Below are 17,181 nucleotides of genomic sequence, written 5' to 3'. Positions count from 1 at the left end.
CCAGCCGCCCGTTTCTCCAAATTTCTATTTTTGCTCGGCTTTCCAGGCATCGAACTGCTTTTGAGCTTCCGCAATGACTTTATCGATTCCGGCGTCCTTGAACTTCTGGAGCGCCTTCGGCAAATATTCGTCCGGATCTACCGATCCGGTGTACAGCGCCGGAATAAACTCTTTGGCTACGTTCGTGACCGCTGCAACTTCCGTCTTCACAGGCGCGGTATCAAAGTTAAAGCCAAATGTAGGCGCAACGATCGCCGACGAGTTGAACTTTTCAAAAGCATCCCATTTGTCCTTCGGCTCGCCTTCATGCAGGTAAGTCAGGAACATGTTGCCCAGCGCAAAGCCCGGCATCGCATAATTTTCATTCATTGCCGGAAGATCCTCGATGTAAGGGTCCTCCACCTTTTTGTAGTGAACGTCTTCAATTCCGTATTGAATCAGATTGCGCAGATAAGCGTCCGTATTCAGCAGGTTCAGGAACATCATCGCCCGCTCCGGATTTTTCGAGTAGGAAGAAATCGCGAGCATGGATCCTGCGGCAGAGCTGGTGTAAATAATCGGATCATGCATCGGTTTGGTCACGATGTCGTAACCTGCGCTTCTAGACCAACCGAGTTCGGCGTAAGGCTGCGTGATTTCGCGGTCAACCAGCCATTTGCCGGTTTTCATATTGTCGATGCCTTCCAAAGTGGCGACATCCTCACGGACATAACCCGCTTTGTAATATTTACGCATCGTCTGCAAGGCCGCTTTGAGTTCAGGTGATTCAAGAATGTTCACATATTTATTGTCTTTGGTATCGATGTACATGCCGATTGGAATCTCATCGCCCAGCACAAAGTCGAATGGCAGATACGGCTTGAAGTTTTTTGGAACGGCCAAAGGTGTAATGTCAGCCGGCTCGTTCTCTTTAATCGTTTTAAGGAGCGGTTCCAAATCTTCCAGCGTCGTTACGTTGGAAATGTCGAGATTGTATTTATCAAGGTACTTTTTGTTAAAACGCCAAACGAATTGTTGTGCCAATTCTTTGTTGGCCGGAATCCCGTAATTGACCCCGTTCACTTTCGTACCTTCAAGGAAACGCGGATCGAGCACTTCCTTGATGCCTTTGCCGTATTGGTCAATCAGATCATTCAACGGCATGAACGCGCCTTTAGCGGCATTCGGCAGATAATCAAAAGCCCAGGAGCTGGTGAAGGCGATATCATAATCTTCGCCGGAGCTGGTTATAACCTGCATCCGCTGGCTATAGTCGCCCCAGTCGATCATCGTAATTTCGAGCTTGGCATTGATTTTTTCGCCTACGTATTTATTGATTTCTTCCTGCACCTTCGGCAGGTCTTTCTGGCTTGGACCGATCAGGTACAGCTTCAGCGTGACCGGGTCCAGCTTGGAGACATCGATAGTTCCGTCGCTTTGGACGGCTGCTTCTTCCTTGGCCGGCTCACTGCTTTTCTTGTTTCCGCCGCAGCCCGCAAGAATTGCGGACAACGCCAGGATCAGCGCCAAAGCCATAAAAAAGGATTTCTTTTTCATTTTGTTTCCCCCTACGTACAAGTTGTATGAAGAGCATCTATTGAAACCGCTATGTGCCCGGCCGGGCAGCTGCGTGATTCTACGGCCGGGATGACGCGGAAACAACCATGAGTATGCGGCCTGTACGGCCTGGAATCAGCCTTTAACCGAACCTACGGTCAAGCCTTGCACAAAGTAACGCTGGAAAAACGGATACGCAAGCACGATTGGAAGAGTTGCGAGCACCACCATCGCCATTCGCACGGTTTCCGTCGGTAAGCCGGCAGCCGCGTTAAAAGTACCGAGATTCTGGGCGTTCTTAATCAAGAAGTCCATGTTCTTCTCGATCTTCATCAGCAAAAACTGCAGCGGCGGCGTCAATTCCGGTTTGTTGTAATAGAGCAGCGCATTGAACCAGTCGTTCCAATAAGCCAGGCAGGCGAACAGCCCGATTGTGGCGATGCCCGGCAGCGACACGGGAAGCACGATTCTTATAAACGTCTTGAGTTCGCCCGCCCCGTCAATTTTGGCGGATTCTATGATTTCATCAGGAACCGTAGTCTGGAAAAACGTACGCATAACGATGATCGAAAAAGCGCTCAAGGATAACGGAAAGATCAAGGACCAAATCGTATTCTGCAGATGCAGGAACTGGGTCATTACGATGTAACCGGGAACCATCCCTCCGGAAAACAGCATCGTGAAAAACGCCAGGAAGCTGAAGAAGCCACGGAATTCAAAGCTCTTTCTGGATACCGCATAGGCATAGGTCGTTACCAGAATCAAGGTGATCAACGTACCCATAATGGTGACAAGCAGCGTGACTCCGAACGATACTAGCAATTCATGTCCCGTCTGAAAAATATAGCTGTAAGCTTCGGTGCTGAATTTGCTGGGCCAAAGGCTGAAGCCTTCGAGCGCCAGCGTCTGTTCATCGGTCAAAGATATAATAATAACGAACAGGAACGGGAATACGCATGAGAAGGAGAACAGGCCGATGAGGATGTTAAAAAGCACATTCCAACCCGGGGTGATCTCATTGAAATCCCGCTGTTTTTTTACGTCTAACTGAGCTGAATTTGATATCATCTGCTAACCCCCCCGCGCTCTAAAAGATCGCATGATCTTTTTCAATTTTTCTGACGATGGCATTGGCGACCAGAATGAGCACCAGTCCGACCAATGATTGATACAAGCCCGCAGCGGTACTCATACCGATATCACCCATATTGATCAAGCCGCGATAAACGAAGGTATCGATGACATTGGTTACAGGGTATAAGGCTCCCGCATCCTTCGGCAACTGGTAAAATAATCCGAAGTCGGACCGGAAAATGCCGCCGATAGCGAGGATCGTCAAAATAATCATGAGCGGTTTGAGCAGCGGTACGGTAATATAGCGGATCTGCTTCCATTTGGTCGCCCCGTCAATGACGGCCGCTTCGTAATAAGACTTGTCGATTCCGGTGATTGCCGCGAGATAGATAACGCTGTTGTATCCAACGCTCTTCCAGATCCCGACGAATACAATGATGAACGGCCAATACTTCGGTTCGGAATACCAGCTGATCCGTTCTCCTCCGAAGAAGGTAATGATCTGGTTCAGCGTACCCTTATCCATGCTCAGGAAGGTAAAGGCGAAGTAACTGATAATGACCCAGGACAGGAAGTGCGGGAGAAACATCCCGGTTTGATATACCTTCGCCATCCGTTTGTTGACAAGTTCGCTTAGGATTATCGCTAAACCGACGGAGATCACCAGACCGAGAAAAATAAGGGCCAGGTTGTACAATATCGTATTTCTCGTAATTACATAAGCATCGCTAGTCGTGAACAAATACTCGAAATTTTTGAATCCTACCCACTTGCTGTTGAACACGCTGGCGAAAAATCCGTCGCGGCTGATTCGGAAATCTTTAAATGCTAGGATTGAACCGAACATCGGCAAGTAGGCAAAGATGAGGAACCAGACGGTTCCGGGTATAACCATGAACAGCAGCGCACGATTTCTGATGACTTTTTTCCAAAATGCTGCCACGTTCATTCCTCCTTTGCCTGCTGTCCCCTTTGGAAGGAATTAAAGCGTTTCCAAGGGATGCTGAAATGTTTGCTGGACACGTGATGAAACCGCTTCGTCATGGATCCCCTAAGATCAAAACAAAGCTTCGGCGGCTGAACCGCCCCTTCTGTTTCGCTTGCCCTTAACTAACTCTATTGTGCCAAGTAAGCGCTATCTTCAACAAGTTGAAAAACCCTAGAATTCCATGGATAAATTAAAGACCGACTTTAAAAAAACAACAAGCGCAACCTTTTCGGTTGCGCCTGCCACGCCGATCCTCTCAGGAAATGAGGACTTATTTAGTATACATATGACGCAGTTCCGTCGGCGAAACTCCGGCATATTTCTTGAACTGGCGATAGAAATAGGAGGTGTCCAAATACCCGACGCTAAGCGCGATCTCCGTCGTTTTGCGGTCCGTATGCATCAGGAGCTGGGTCGCTTTTTCGATCCGGTATTGGTTTACAAAGTCAGAGAAACTATGGCCCAACTCCTGCTGGAACAGCTGGCCCAAATAATTCGGATGTAAGCCGACTTTCTGGCTTAATGTCTTCAGTGACAATTCATCGGCATAATGCCGGTGGACCTGCTCAACCAAAAAGGCTACGTGCGGGCTATATTCCCCCCGGACGGTGTCTTGCCTTTCCATGCTTTTGCTGACCGTTGCGGTTACATGCCGGATCAAGGAGGGCAAGGTGCTGATCCTGCTTAACGGACCGAACACCTCGCTGTAGTCGGGATTCTCTTCTCTCTCTTTCGCCGCGAGCATTAATTGCAGAGCTGTGTTGACGCAGGCTTCGCGCGGCGTTAAATTCTCCCGGCAGGCGCTCCAAAGCACCTCCCCGATGAAATGCTCCACCGGCTCCGTATTGCCTTCAATCAGCAGTTCGACATACTTCTCGCTGTTCCACTCGATCATCGGGGACGCAGCTGTACCCTGCTCATCTGCATCGGTAAACCGGATTCGATCCGTTCCAGTGATCAGGAAACGGTGGAATACCGATTTTGCCCGTGCATAGCTGAACTGCACGCCTTTAAAGTCGGCCCCCGGACCCCCTTCGGAAATCCAAAAACTCGCCTCCAGGCTGCCCGGCAAAGCTTGAGCCGTAGCCTTCACCTGCCGTTGAACCGCCGCATCGTCTTTTTGACCACAGGAAGCATAAAGAATCACCATATCCCCGTCCGGGTCCATAAAACTAATGACTTCCGTCTCCCTTGGCTTCAAGCGTTCCATTGCCCGGATAAGCTCCCGGCATGGATCGGCCATTATCGCACCGACTTTCTGAATGATATCGCAGTTCTCTGTCAGGATCGGCCGTATGACATACAACCGGTACTTTTCACGGTCTAGCGGCAAGCCCAGCAACTGGGCCCGATGTTTGAACTCCTGGCTTTCGATCTCCCCGCTGACCCATCGCTGAAGAATATTGCTGCGCAAAACCTCCCAATCCTCTTCGAATTGGACCTGCTGAATCTCCTCCCGCTCCCAATCCCCGCGGATATGGCGGATCGTTGACTCCAGTTCCTCGAGATTGATCGGTTTTAAAATATAATTTTCGATGCCAAGCTGAATGCCTGCTTTGACATATTCAAATTCTTCATACCCGCTCAGCACGATGAATTTAGTCTTGTTCTCTTCGTTGTCTTTGATCTTCCGGATTAATTCCAGCCCGTTCATACGCGGCATCATAATGTCCGTCACCAGCAAATCTACGGGCTCCTCACGGATCATCTCCAGAGCGCTTAATCCGTCGTTTGCCGTTCCCGCGATCTCGATTCCATATTTGTTCCAGTCCAAAATGGAGCTTAAGCCCTGAGCAATCAGCGGTTCGTCATCTACAAACAATACTTTTTTCATCACATGAACCCCTCCCTGAGCAGCGGTATTTCAATCCGTATCGCCGTTCCTTTGCCCTCTTCGCTGCAAACGGCGATTCCAAAGTCATCCCCATAGTTCATACGTATTCTTTCATGGACATTGATCAGACCGATGGACGCTTGGGCGCCTCCGGCCGCTTGGGACGGAGAAGCAAGCATTCGAGTGATTTCCTCCAGCCTTCCGGCCGGTATCCCCTTACCGTTATCGACTACCGTAATCACGATTCTATCCCGTTCCAGATCCTTTACGGCATGAAGTGAAATAACATTATCGCTCTCCAGTGAACGGAAGCCGTGCACAATGTAATTTTCCACGATCGGTTGTATAAGTAGCTTGATAATCCGGCAGCCGCCGATTTCGTCGTCCATTTCGATATCCACCTTCAAGCGGCCCTCATAACGCATGCGGAACAGGTCCAGATAAATGGAGCACAACTCGATCTCTTCCTGAATCGTCACGATCGTATCCTTTTTGACCATGCTTCTGAACATGACGGATAAACTGTAAATCATTTGCCCCACATCTCTGGCTCCGGAAGAATACGCCTTCATCCGGATCGATTCTAAAGTGTTGTACAGAAAATGAGGATGGATTTGCGACTGAAGCGCGACAAGCTCGGCATGCTTCTGCCGGATTTCCGACGTATACATCTTGTCGATATAAAGCTCCAGCCGCTCGCACATATCGTTAACGCGCTGCGAAATCTGCTGAAGCTCATCCTCGCCGGGCATCTGGATCCGCGTGGTGAGGTCGCCTTCCCCGATCCGGCTCATGGAACGGATGATACGCTGGATTTTCTTGGAATATTTTCGCATGATCGTACTCGTAATAATAAAGCTGGCGGCGATGAACAGCAGCGTAACGATAATCAGGCTGTTCCTCAAAGAAACCGTACTGGCGTGTATCGATGATTTGGACACGATCCCGACGACCGACAATTCCGCATTTCCGACACTCAGCACATTCACCTTGGACATTTCGTCCAGTTGAATCCATTTTCCCGTATTATCAAGCTTGGCCTGGAACGGATAAGTCTGTCCGAAGTAGCTATCCGTTGTCTGAGAATCATAAATAACCGTTCCCTGAGAACTCATCACCAGGATCCGGCCATGCACTTCAGGCGCACGGGAATTAAGCCAAGCGGATATTTGCCCGGCATCGAATTCAACCATCATCATCCCCATCTTATCCAGCGTCCAGGGATCCTGAAGCTCACGGGAATAAGAATACCTCATTCGGGACGCGGCAGGATCGACGGTATCCCAAAATCGCCCATACTGATGAATCGTATCCCAAGCATAAATTTTACGGCGGTCAAACCAGTTTTCCCACTCGCTCTTGGAACCGGTTTCATATTTCAGCTGCTGGCTTTCCGGACGGATTTGCATGTAAAAGTCTAACGGATAGCTATATATCGTAACCCCCGTAGCCCCCGGATTTTGTTCCAGATAAGATTTCAGAAGCGAGCTGAATGAGCGAATACGCTGTTCTCCCGGCCTGCTGAATAAATTCAGGCGATGGCTCAGATAACTTTCGTACCTGTTATTCAAAAAATAGACCAGGTCATCGCTTAACGCCGCATCGCCGTATATTTGCTGTACCGTGTTCTGTATGTTCTCATACTGCCGGTTCAAGTAAATGCTAAGCACATGCGCGGTCTTTAAATTGGCGTCGGTCTCCTCCCGGATGATCCGCTGTACTTGGAACTCGTACGCCATTACGGCGGCAATCAGGAACAAGATCATCATAATAGCGGAATACAGCAAAATAATTTTGTTAAACATTTTCCGTTTCAAGTGATTTAGATAAAAACGGCGAAATTTGTTCAAAGCGGGACACTTCCTGTCCTGACGTTTTTTGGTTCGCGTTTCAGTGTATCACCGCCAAGCGCCTGAGTGCAATCCGTATTTTCTGGAAGCCGATACCAGCTATTTTAATATTTGAATTCTTGGCGGCCCCTGACTATAATAGACCTTGATCCCCTAAGATCACCTCAACATAAAGTTACGAAGTCCGTCATGTGGCTTCGCCTTCCTTTCTTTTCTACGCTTGCCCCCTAAGATAATTTAAGGGGGTTCTTTCCTGATGTTTCTCACTCAGCAGAAACTGCAATCACGCATCCACGAGATATCGTCCTACCGGTACCGCGACAGCAGACCGATTCCTTACTTCTACCGTCTTGAAGACGAACGCAAAGAAATCAATCCTTCGATCCCAGCCGTTTCGGATACATGGGACATTATGAAGACCGGAGATACCTGGAGCGGCCGCGACTTGTATTTGTGGCTATCTTCTGAAATTGATATCCCTCAAGAATGGGCGGGACATAAAATACTTGGCCGCTTTGATTTCGGCGAAACCGGGGCAGGTAACAACTCCGGCTTCGAATCCCTGTTTTATTTGCAGGGTAAGCCATATCAGGGCGTGGATTCCAATCATAAAGAAGTATTCCTGCCGGAGACGCTGGCCGGGACGAAGCAGCAACTGCTTTTCCGTCTATGGTCCGGACTTGAAGGCGGCGGGCAGCCGAGAAACCAGACTCACGGCGTCAAGCTGGCGGAGATCTGCTGGCTGGACGAGACCGTGGACGATTACTACTACACCATTTTGGCAATTTCGGAAACGGTGAATGTGCTCGACGAGAACCTGCCTGAGCGGGCCAAGCTGCTGCAAGCTGCCGACCAGTCTCTGGCTTTGATCGATTGGCGGATACCCGGATCGGATGAGTTTTACGAATCACTCCATGCGGCAAGAGATTTTCTCAACGACAAAATCGCCGGTATGGACAAATCGTCCCTGGTCAACATTACTTGCGTCGGTCACACGCATATCGACGTGGCTTGGCTCTGGCGCCTGAAGCATACCCGTGAAAAATGCGCCCGTTCCTTCTCCACGGTGATGCGATTGATGGAAATGTATCCGGAATATACTTTTTTGCAGACTCAGCCTCAGCTTTACGATTACGTGAAGGAAGACTATCCTGAGCTGTACGAATCCATCCGGGAACGCGTAGCGGAAGGCCGCTGGGAAGCCGGCGGCGGCATGTGGCTGGAAGCCGACTGCAACCTGACCTCCGGAGAATCGCTCGTGCGTCAGCTGCTCGTTGGTACCCGTTTCTTCAAGCAGGAATTCGGAGCTGACTGCGATTATTTATGGCTGCCCGATGTATTTGGTTACAGCTGGTCTCTTCCGCAAATTTTGAAAAAGTCGGGCATTCATACGTTCATGACGACAAAGATCAGTTGGAACCAGTACAACCGGATGCCGCATGATACGTTCAAATGGCGCGGCATCGACGGGACTGAAATTCTGACCCACTTCATCACCACCACCGAGCCATGGTCCCAGCCGGGTTCCTGGTTCTATACGTATAACGGGCAAATCACCCCGAAAACGGTAAAAGGCAGCTGGGACGCCTACCGCGATAAAGAGCTGAACCAGGAGCTCCTGCTCTCTTACGGTTATGGGGACGGCGGCGGCGGCGTTAACCGCGACATGCTGGAGATGCGGCGCCGGCTCGACAAGCTGCCTGGAATGCCGAATCTCGGCACCGGCACAGCCGGCGATTATTTCCGCAAGCTCGGCGAAACGGTCGCTGAAAGCGACAGCTATGTGCATACTTGGGACGGTGAGCTGTATCTCGAATATCACCGGGGTACGTATACAAGCCAGGCGCACAACAAGCGGATGAACCGCAAACTGGAGCTTCTGTATCGTGAAGCGGAATGGCTAAACGCCATGCAAAGCGCAATGAACGGCAGCTGGGCGTCGTACCCCGGCGCAAAGCTGCATGAGGGCTGGAAGATCATTTTGCGCAACCAGTTCCATGACATCATCCCGGGCTCTTCGATCCGGGAGGTCTACGAAGACAGCAAAATCGAATATGAGGAAGCGGAACAGCTCGGATTGCAGGCATGGGAAGCTGCTGTTAGCGCGGCCGTGGATCTAGGTACAGCGGGAAATCATAATGAAGATGCTGACACGGACAAAGTATCCTCCAGAATCTTTACGGTATGGAACTCCTCGCCTTGGACGGAAACCCTGCTTGCGGAAATACCGGTTCAGCCCGGTATGGAGTCCGGCATTTGGACCGATGAATCCGGCAACCGATTGTCCGTACAGCGCGGCGATAACGTTTGGAGTGTGGAAGTGCCGGATATTCCGTCCCTCGGATTCTCCATTATCCGGTTCAACGCTGCCGCTGCAATCCCTGCGGAGCAGTCATCTCCGTTCATTCTGCGAGAACGCGGAATTAGCACTCCATTCTATGAACTCGACTGGAATGAGCATGGTCAGCTTACCCGTCTATTTGACCGGGAGGAACAAAGAGAAGTGCTTGCCGCCGGCCAGCGGGGCAACCTGTTCCAGCTGTTCGAGGATAAGCCGCTCGCCCATGAAGCCTGGGATATCGATATTTTCTATCAGCAAAAATCGCGGGAGCTCGGAGATCTTCAAGACTGTCGTGTGACCGAATCCGGTCCAATCCGCACCGTGGTTCACTTTAGCTGGACCTACGGACAGTCCAAGATCGAACAAGACATGATCCTGTACGCTGCTAGCCGCCGAATCGACTTCGTCACCGAAGCCGATTGGCATGAACGCCAGCAACTGCTCAAAGTGGCCTTCCCTGTCGACATCCGTTCCACGGAAGCGACTTATGATGTGCAGTACGGCAACGTGAAACGGCCGACTCACTGGAATACGAGCTGGGATGCGGCCCGATTCGAAACCGTCGGCCACCAGTGGGCGGATCTGTCCGACAAAGGCTACGGCGTGAGTCTCATGAACGACTGCAAATACGGATACGACATTAAGGATAATGTGCTTCGGCTGTCGTTGATCAAATGCGCGATTCACCCGGATATCGAAGCCGATCAAGGTTACCACCGGTTCACCTACTCGCTGTTCCCGCATCAAGGGGACTGGCTGCAGGGCGATACCGTACAGGAAGCGTGGCATTTGAACAATCCGCTGCGCGTGTCGGAAGGCGCTGCCGCTTCGACCGCGGCACGCTCCATGTTCAAGCTGTCCGGCCGTACGGCGATGATCTCTGCGGTGAAAAAAACCGAAGACCGCGACACCGTCATCGTCCGCGTGTACGACTTCTCGGGCAGCCGCAAAGCGCTCCAATTGGAGAGCGATCTGACCATCGCCGCTTGGCGAGAATGCGACCTGATGGAACGTTCGGAAGAAGAGTGGCAGTCCACTGCGGCGGTTTCCTTCGTCCTGAACCCTTATGAAATCAAGACGTTCGAAATTGATTTGAAAGCTTGATCCCAAGCCTAAAAAATCCCCCCGCGGCATCGTGAATGATGTCACAGGGGGATTTTCTATATTGATCATTTGAGAATATGCGGAAAAACATATTCTACCTACTTTCTTTGCTTTCTCACTATATAAGATGAACTAAAGAATAAGATGCAGGCAAGGGAGTAAAATGATTCCGAAGAAAGCGGAGCGGTCGCCTTTGGTTCTGGATTTCTACCGAATTAGATTCTATTAAATCAAGAAATCTGGAACCAACAGCGATTTGCAGGAACATTTTACGTACTTGCCCCCCATCTGTTTGAATAGACCATCTTATATAGCGCTCGCCCTACTTATACATTTCCACCGATTGCACGTACTTCCGGCGAACCGTGGCCAGCTCGTTCTCCGTACGCTGCTTAGTCGAAGTCAGTTCGGAGACCAAGCGTCCGATTTCCCGCCGTCTCCCCTGCACTTGCTCCAGTGCATCCTTAATTCTGCCTTGGACCATCCAGTCGGCAATCAAGCCGTCGAAGAAATAGTCCGAGAATTTTAACAACCCGCCTACCTCCAGCCCGGCCGTATTCAAACTGCCGCCCACATCCTGGAGTTCCTTTTCGAACCTCCGCAAATTGGTTTGCGCCGCGTAAATATGATCCATCGCCTCGTCGATCCGGCCGTGTTTAATATGCGTGGAGAGCATACCGCCGCCTAGCATATCGTAAGTTCCCCAATTTCGTGCCGATTGAAGCCCTTCTTCCGCTCGGGCAAGATCGTCCTGAACCGAACGGCCGGCCCGGACAGCCTCGTCCAGTTCCCTGACTTCCACAGTAAGCACAGCTTGACGCTCCGCCAGGTCCATGAGCTCCGGGTCGCTGTCAAGAATCTGCTTCTCCTTGGACTGGAAAATGCGGTCGTAGTCGTTTTTCCAAAACTTGACCTCTTGAAGCTGACGTTCCAACTGCCCGATTTGCTCCTCCGCATCCCGGACCGCCCGATCCGCCTCTTCATATCTTAGCCGGGCCGACACGACCTCCCTCTGCTCCTCATCCAGCTTCTCCATTTTCTTTCCAATCATCGTATACAGCATATTGGACAAAGACATGCCGGTGAGCCGGTCGACGTCCTTTTCTTCCGCTGCCAATCTGTTTCTGGCTTCCTGCCTGGACTTTTCCAAACGGGAAACCTCTTGTTTCAACTGATTCAGACGATTCTCCCACTTTTCCTTCTTGCGTCCCTGTTCCTTCAGTTCGGCCATACGTTCGTTAAGATCTTCGAACAATTGCTTCACATCCTTTCATCTCTTGCTGTCAGCCTGCCAGTTCAATAAACCCAACTTACTAAGTTCCTCCTGTTCCCGCCATTCATACACTTCGCTCAAACGGTACCGACAGCTCCCTGCCGGCACGACGGATCACCAGCATAATCATAAACATGGCGATGAATGTAGCTACGCTGCTAAACAAGACAACCGCTACCTCCTGAGTGTTCAATACGAAAGGATAAGCGATCATGTAAAGAGCGGAACAGCCGAAGTAAAACCGCCAACGAAACCGGATCGAACTGGCCAGGTCCCCTTTTCCCCGGATACTCGCCAGTTTAAAGCTTCCGTCGCAGATACTATAAATGAGAACCCACTGCAAGAGTGTTTCGGCCAGATTGAGAACCAGAAGAAAGTTCAGGGACAATACCGGTTGATTCAAGTGCAACTCATGAGCCTGAAAAAAACTCGGGATCGAGATTACGCTCAGCGCCAACGACGCCCACATCCCAAGAGTAAAGCTGTGTTCTTTTTTTCGTAATTCCGACAAAGCCGACAAGATCATAAGGTACCCAATGACATTAGGGAGCAGGTCCACCACTACTCGAATGTTAAAAATGACAAAAACCATGCCATAACCGATTCGGTAAAATAAAGTCTTCATAGTCCCGACCTCCTGTCTTTCACAAAGTCGGCAACTTCCCGATTGGTCAGATAAGGAGCGAAATCCACGAATATTCGTTCTTTGGACGAAACTCCCTGGTCTGTCTCCAGCTCCATATACAAAAGGAAGCGATATACATCAGTCTTAGCGACCGGGCCGGCGCTATCAGGAAGATCAAGCTGATACGTGACAGTAGCCCATTCCCCGGACTTGAAACTTAGAGGAAAAGGAACCTTCTCCAAGGGGACGCCGCTATAAATACCTTGTGAGGAGAAATTAATCTCCTTTTGCTCCAGATTCCGGATGCTCGCGGCATCCAGGATCACATTTAACCGGTCCGACAACTGCGGCAAATAAGCGGAAGTTATGCCGGTCAACCGGGCATCTTTCGTAAACTTGAACCGCGTATACCCCGCTTTCTCCGATGAAGAGCCCCAGGATGAGCCTTGAAGCGGAGCTTCTCCAGGCTTCGGGTCGGCAGGATGCACCTGGATTTCACCGATTTCCATTTCTTTCGAGGAATTATCGTCAAAATGCGCAACAACCCGATGAATCACCAAAGGTCCATTTTCGGGAAATTCGGGCTGTACCAGATCAAAATCCATAATTTCCACACGCATCGCGCCTTGGGTCTGATGGGTGTAAGTGTTTACTGCCGGGTTCGGCCAAATCTGAACATTGGGAAGCTCGGGAATCTCGATCCAATTTAATTTCGTTTTGGCCGATTTATTCTCCAAATACAGCAGATCAAAGGAGAAGCCCGGTGAATTTTCCACTTCTATATAATGGTTGAAAAAAAACGGCTCCGGCAGCTGGGACTTGTGATAATACCACAAATTACCTCCCCAGCTCCCCGCCACCAATACCAGCACGATAACAAAAATGATTCGTTTCATTGCATTTCCTTTCCTGTTGGAGTCGCAAAAATGCGCGAGGGTATGCAATATAAACGCTTATTGAAGACAAATAGTTGCCCGCTAAATGGATTGGAGCCTGTTACGGCTTAGCGTTTCTCCCAAGGGAATCCGCCGTTTTTCTCCGCATGCTCGACAATGAGTTCGCAGATACGGTGACTTTCCAACGCGTCCTTCAGGGAAATGGAAGGCTGTTTATTTTCACGGACACAGGTCAAAAAATGATCGATGATTTGCGTAAATCCCCGGCGGGACAGCACCGGCTCCCAGTCATTGAATTTCTGCCTGGACTCTTCTCCGCCGGCAAAATGGGCCGTCGTGTTCAGACCGTCTACAATCCACTTGTTCCCCGGATTCATGACCTCCAGAATCTCATCATTCGTTCCCGAATCCCGGTTCATAATTCCGGTGCAGACAAAACCGTTCCCTTCCAATTGCAACTGGGCGTGATATAATTTCCCTTCTTGTACGAACGTGGAGATTCGCGGTGCTCCGATAATTTCCCCCGGGGCCATGAACCGGATCGTATCAATAACATGAATGTAATCGTCATACACGAATCTGCGAGCGAAGTCCGGCGAGAAAAGGCGATTTTTTTGCAGCATAACCATGCGACGATCATTCTTCTCCTTCATCGCCGCCACCATCGGGGCAAACCGGCGGTTAAAGCCGACCATGAGAATAACGCCAAGCTGCTCGGCCAGCGCCGTCAGTCTCTCTGCTTCCTCGTAATGATAGGAAATCGGTTTATCCACGTAGACGTGAACCCCGCTGCGCATCAACTGCTCCGCTATGACGACATGCGACTCCGTTGACGAATGAATAAACGCCGCATCAATGCCCGACGCGATCAATTCCTCCACCGTCTGCACCGCTTCCCGGACCCGGAACTTAGCGGACAGCCGCCCCAACGTCTCCCTGTTTCGCGTACAGAACACAAGCTCGATATCCTCCCGCGCCGTAATCACCGGCAAATACGCCTTTTGCGCAATATCTCCTAATCCGATTATCCCGATTCTCATCAAAATTCCTCCTTGGAATGTTTGTTATATATGTAGTAATTGAAATACGAGTGTCACTGTGCTGACTCCATTGTGGCATATGGGAGGGTGGGTGTAAACTTAGACTAATCTTCTCTGCAAATCCCGAATATCACTCCACGATATAAGCTTAATCCGCTCATTAATAATCAATTGCTTAATTTCAATATCGTTTAATAGAACATACTCCATTTCCCTTTCTCTAAAACAGCTCGTTATCACTTTTAACTGCTCGGTTATTTTAGCTGGATGAACAGTCAACTGGGTAATCCCGGGTTTTAAATTCTTTAACATGTCAACCATCAGCTTCTTCATTGTACTGTATCCTGTGTTGGAATCGAAGCCATATGGGAGGGAGACTATGTCATCAATCAATAAAATTCCTCTGTCTTTTGCCGAAGAAATCCGTTTGTGAAATAATTTCAGCTGATCCGGATTAAAGAAAGGCTGTTCTACGATCCGCTTAGGTAAATTGAACGGCAGCCGGTATTTTCCACATAAATCAAAGGTGATTTCTAAGAAATCTCTTCCGGTGGATAATCCCATAACACTCCCGCCATGGCTATCCAAATGAGTCGGATTCATCCCTTTCAAGATGGCACTTTGAATTTGAGATTCAAGCTCCATGCGAACCTCGCTCTCATCTGCGTTTCTTTCTAGATAAGCACTGTCAATGTGAAAATAACCTTCTTCTGTGATTAAACTATTCAATGTTCTTTTTTGACATACAGGCTTATAAGATTGCGACCCACCACTTGTTAGAGTAAGATGTATCCCAATATTCCTTACCCCCTTTAGATTGCTTAACTCAATTGCCTCATTTGAGTCCAAGCAAGGCATCATAATCGATGTGGATGTAATGGAGTTATTTTCGAACAAACTAACAATGGCTTCGTTGGTTCCTTTTGTTATGCCAAAATCGTCTGCATTGATGATTAACAAACGGTCATCTGCCGCAAAGCCTAATTTTCGTATCATAATTCTTCCTCCTGTGAGTGATGAATTGTACAAATAAAAATAAGGACGCAACCACGGCGAAGTGTTTGCGTCCTTTTAGTTCGAAGCATTAAGTTACAGCCATTATACAATAGGAATTCCAAATGTAAATAGTAATATTTCACTTTGATAAACTTATGAAATAATCATCAACCACACATAGAGCCCGCTTAACGTAATGAACAAGGTCGGCACCGTCAGCAGAATACCGGTTTTAAAATACCGGCCCCAAGTAATTTTGATCCCTTTCTTGGATAAAACATGCAACCACAACAAGGTGGCCAAGGAGCCGATCGGCGTGATTTTCGGCCCGAGATCGGAGCCAATGACGTTCGCATAAACCAGCGCTTCCCGCACCAGTCCTTCGGTATTCGTACTATGAATAGCAAGTGCATCGATCATAACGGTAGGCAAGTTGTTCATCACCGATGAAAGGATGGCAGCAATGAAGCCCATGCCGACCGTGGCGGCATATACCCCCTGATCGGCCAGCCACTGAATGACATCCCCCAAGTGAGCGGTCAAACCGACATTGCGAAGCCCATACACCACGACATACATCCCGATGGAAAAAACAACAATGGACCAAGGCGCTTCTTTAATCACTCGCCGGGTTTCAACCGCAGGACTGCGACGCGTAGCTATTATAAAAAATAAAGCCACAGCCCCTGCAGCCAGCGATACCGGAATTCCAATGAATTCAGCAGACAGGTAGGCGATTAGCAGCAGACCGAGAATGATCCAGGCCAGTTTGAACATGCGCGGATCGCGGATGGCATCTTGCGGTTTTTTCAAGTGTGTCAGGTCATAATTGCCCGGAATTTGCTTACGGAAAAACAGGTAAAGTACCAGCATGCTCGCTCCAAGCGAAACCAGGTTTGGTACGAACATGCGGATCGCATATTCCATGAATCCGATGCCGAAATAATCGGCGGAAACGATATTCACCAAGTTGCTGACCACAAGCGGCAGCGAGGTGGTATCCGCAATAAAACCGCTAGCCATAATGAACGGCAGCACCATCCGGTCATCGAATCGAAGCGCCCGAACCATGGCCAACACGATCGGCGTCAAAATCAGGGCAGCGCCATCGTTTGCAAACAAAGCCGACACGGCTGCACCAAGCAAAATGACATAAACGAACATCCGCTTGCCGCTCCCTCCGGCTAGTGAAGCCATATGCAGCGCAGACCATTCAAAAAAGCCGATTTCATCAAGCAAAATCGATATGATGATAATGGCAACGAAGGCTAGTGTGGCGTTCCAGACAATCGCCGTTACATCCCCTACATCCGTGAAGCTTACTACCCCAAACGCCAAAGCCAGCACCGCTCCGCCCATGGCGGACCATCCGATGCCGAGCCCCTTAGGCTGCCAAATAACAAATACCAAAGTAAGTAGAAAAATAAATCCTGCGATATACTCCAACTTCAAAGTCTCCTCTACCGTCAATTACAGCACCTAATGTCCACTCACCATGGACAAAAACATGCAATTATCCACCTAAAAGTGGACATTGGGTTCATATGGCGTCTGGCAAGTAGAAGATCTATATCCAGACACTCACAATTCAAAAATCACTATATACGGATGATTAAAATAGTTA

12 protein-coding genes are annotated in these 17,181 nt (G+C 49.5%); 1 reads left to right on the top strand and 11 read right to left on the bottom strand.

Annotated features, from left to right (window positions below):
• Positions 1-24: 24 nt before the first annotated feature.
• From KJS57_RS07180 to KJS57_RS07160, 5 genes are all read right to left on the bottom strand, one after another.
• Complete coding sequence (locus KJS57_RS07180) at positions 25-1,536, bottom strand: ABC transporter substrate-binding protein (protein WP_211024010.1); 1,512 nt, start codon at positions 1,534-1,536, stop codon at positions 25-27.
• 135 nt (positions 1,537-1,671) lie between these two features.
• Complete coding sequence (locus tag KJS57_RS07175) at positions 1,672-2,604, bottom strand: carbohydrate ABC transporter permease (protein ID WP_211024008.1); 933 nt, start codon at positions 2,602-2,604, stop codon at positions 1,672-1,674.
• Positions 2,605-2,623: 19 nt separating this feature from the next.
• Positions 2,624-3,553 (bottom strand): ABC transporter permease, encoded by a 930-nt coding sequence (locus KJS57_RS07170; protein WP_211024006.1) that lies wholly within the window; start codon positions 3,551-3,553, stop codon positions 2,624-2,626.
• Positions 3,554-3,869: 316 nt separating this feature from the next.
• Complete coding sequence (locus tag KJS57_RS07165; protein WP_213654217.1) at positions 3,870-5,432, bottom strand: response regulator transcription factor; 1,563 nt, start codon at positions 5,430-5,432, stop codon at positions 3,870-3,872.
• A complete protein-coding gene (locus tag KJS57_RS07160; protein ID WP_244861435.1) occupies positions 5,432-7,282 on the bottom strand; it encodes a cache domain-containing sensor histidine kinase in 1,851 nt (616 codons plus the stop codon). The genes KJS57_RS07165 and KJS57_RS07160 overlap by 1 nt, the downstream gene beginning before the upstream one ends.
• Before the next feature lie 256 nt (positions 7,283-7,538).
• On the opposite strand from KJS57_RS07160, the gene KJS57_RS07155 reads away from it, so the two are divergent.
• Positions 7,539-10,727 (top strand): alpha-mannosidase, encoded by a 3,189-nt coding sequence (locus KJS57_RS07155; RefSeq protein ID WP_213654216.1) that lies wholly within the window; start codon positions 7,539-7,541, stop codon positions 10,725-10,727.
• 322 nt (positions 10,728-11,049) lie between these two features.
• Here KJS57_RS07155 and KJS57_RS07150 read toward each other — a convergent pair whose 3' ends face one another.
• The 6 genes from KJS57_RS07150 to KJS57_RS07125 all read right to left on the bottom strand — a co-directional run bounded on the left by KJS57_RS07150 (position 11,050) and on the right by KJS57_RS07125 (position 17,003).
• Positions 11,050-11,991 carry a coiled-coil domain-containing protein gene (locus tag KJS57_RS07150; RefSeq protein WP_244861434.1) on the bottom strand — a complete coding sequence of 314 codons (942 nt, stop codon included), beginning with the start codon at positions 11,989-11,991 and terminating at the stop codon, positions 11,050-11,052.
• A 73-nt stretch (positions 11,992-12,064) separates the two neighbouring features.
• Positions 12,065-12,625 carry a hypothetical protein gene (locus KJS57_RS07145; protein WP_211024000.1) on the bottom strand — a complete coding sequence of 187 codons (561 nt, stop codon included), beginning with the start codon at positions 12,623-12,625 and terminating at the stop codon, positions 12,065-12,067.
• Positions 12,622-13,521 carry a hypothetical protein gene (locus KJS57_RS07140; protein ID WP_211023998.1) on the bottom strand — a complete coding sequence of 300 codons (900 nt, stop codon included), beginning with the start codon at positions 13,519-13,521 and terminating at the stop codon, positions 12,622-12,624. Before KJS57_RS07140 ends, KJS57_RS07145 begins: the two co-directional genes overlap by 4 nt.
• 107 nt (positions 13,522-13,628) lie before the next feature.
• Positions 13,629-14,561, bottom strand: a complete 933-nt coding sequence (locus tag KJS57_RS07135) for a Gfo/Idh/MocA family protein (protein WP_213654215.1) — start codon at positions 14,559-14,561, stop codon at positions 13,629-13,631.
• A 99-nt stretch (positions 14,562-14,660) separates the two neighbouring features.
• Entirely contained in the window at positions 14,661-15,557 is an 897-nt protein-coding gene (locus KJS57_RS07130) for a polysaccharide deacetylase family protein (RefSeq protein WP_213654214.1), read from the bottom strand.
• Between the two features lie 153 nt (positions 15,558-15,710).
• Positions 15,711-17,003, bottom strand: coding sequence for an arsenic transporter (locus tag KJS57_RS07125; RefSeq protein ID WP_213654213.1), 1,293 nt, complete (start codon positions 17,001-17,003; stop codon positions 15,711-15,713).
• Positions 17,004-17,181 lie beyond the last annotated feature (178 nt).

Source organism: Paenibacillus vini (genome assembly GCF_018403325.1).
Classification (GTDB): domain Bacteria; phylum Bacillota; class Bacilli; order Paenibacillales; family Paenibacillaceae; genus Fontibacillus; species Fontibacillus vini.
This window is presented reverse-complemented; position numbering and strand designations above follow the sequence as displayed.

Bases quoted from the DNA above. Each gene is read 5' to 3' on its own strand.
- KJS57_RS07130 (WP_213654214.1), bottom strand. From the start codon at position 15,557: ATGATACGAAAATTAGGCTTTGCGGCAGATGACCGTTTGTTAATCATC.
- KJS57_RS07175 (WP_211024008.1), bottom strand. From the start codon at position 2,604: ATGATATCAAATTCAGCTCAGTTAGACGTAAAAAAACAGCGGGATTTC.
- KJS57_RS07145 (WP_211024000.1), bottom strand. From the start codon at position 12,625: ATGAAGACTTTATTTTACCGAATCGGTTATGGCATGGTTTTTGTCATT.
- KJS57_RS07155 (WP_213654216.1), top strand. From the start codon at position 7,539: ATGTTTCTCACTCAGCAGAAACTGCAATCACGCATCCACGAGATATCG.
- KJS57_RS07165 (WP_213654217.1), bottom strand. From the start codon at position 5,432: ATGAAAAAAGTATTGTTTGTAGATGACGAACCGCTGATTGCTCAGGGC.
- KJS57_RS07135 (WP_213654215.1), bottom strand. From the start codon at position 14,561: ATGAGAATCGGGATAATCGGATTAGGAGATATTGCGCAAAAGGCGTAT.
- KJS57_RS07140 (WP_211023998.1), bottom strand. From the start codon at position 13,521: ATGAAACGAATCATTTTTGTTATCGTGCTGGTATTGGTGGCGGGGAGC.
- KJS57_RS07180 (WP_211024010.1), bottom strand. From the start codon at position 1,536: ATGAAAAAGAAATCCTTTTTTATGGCTTTGGCGCTGATCCTGGCGTTG.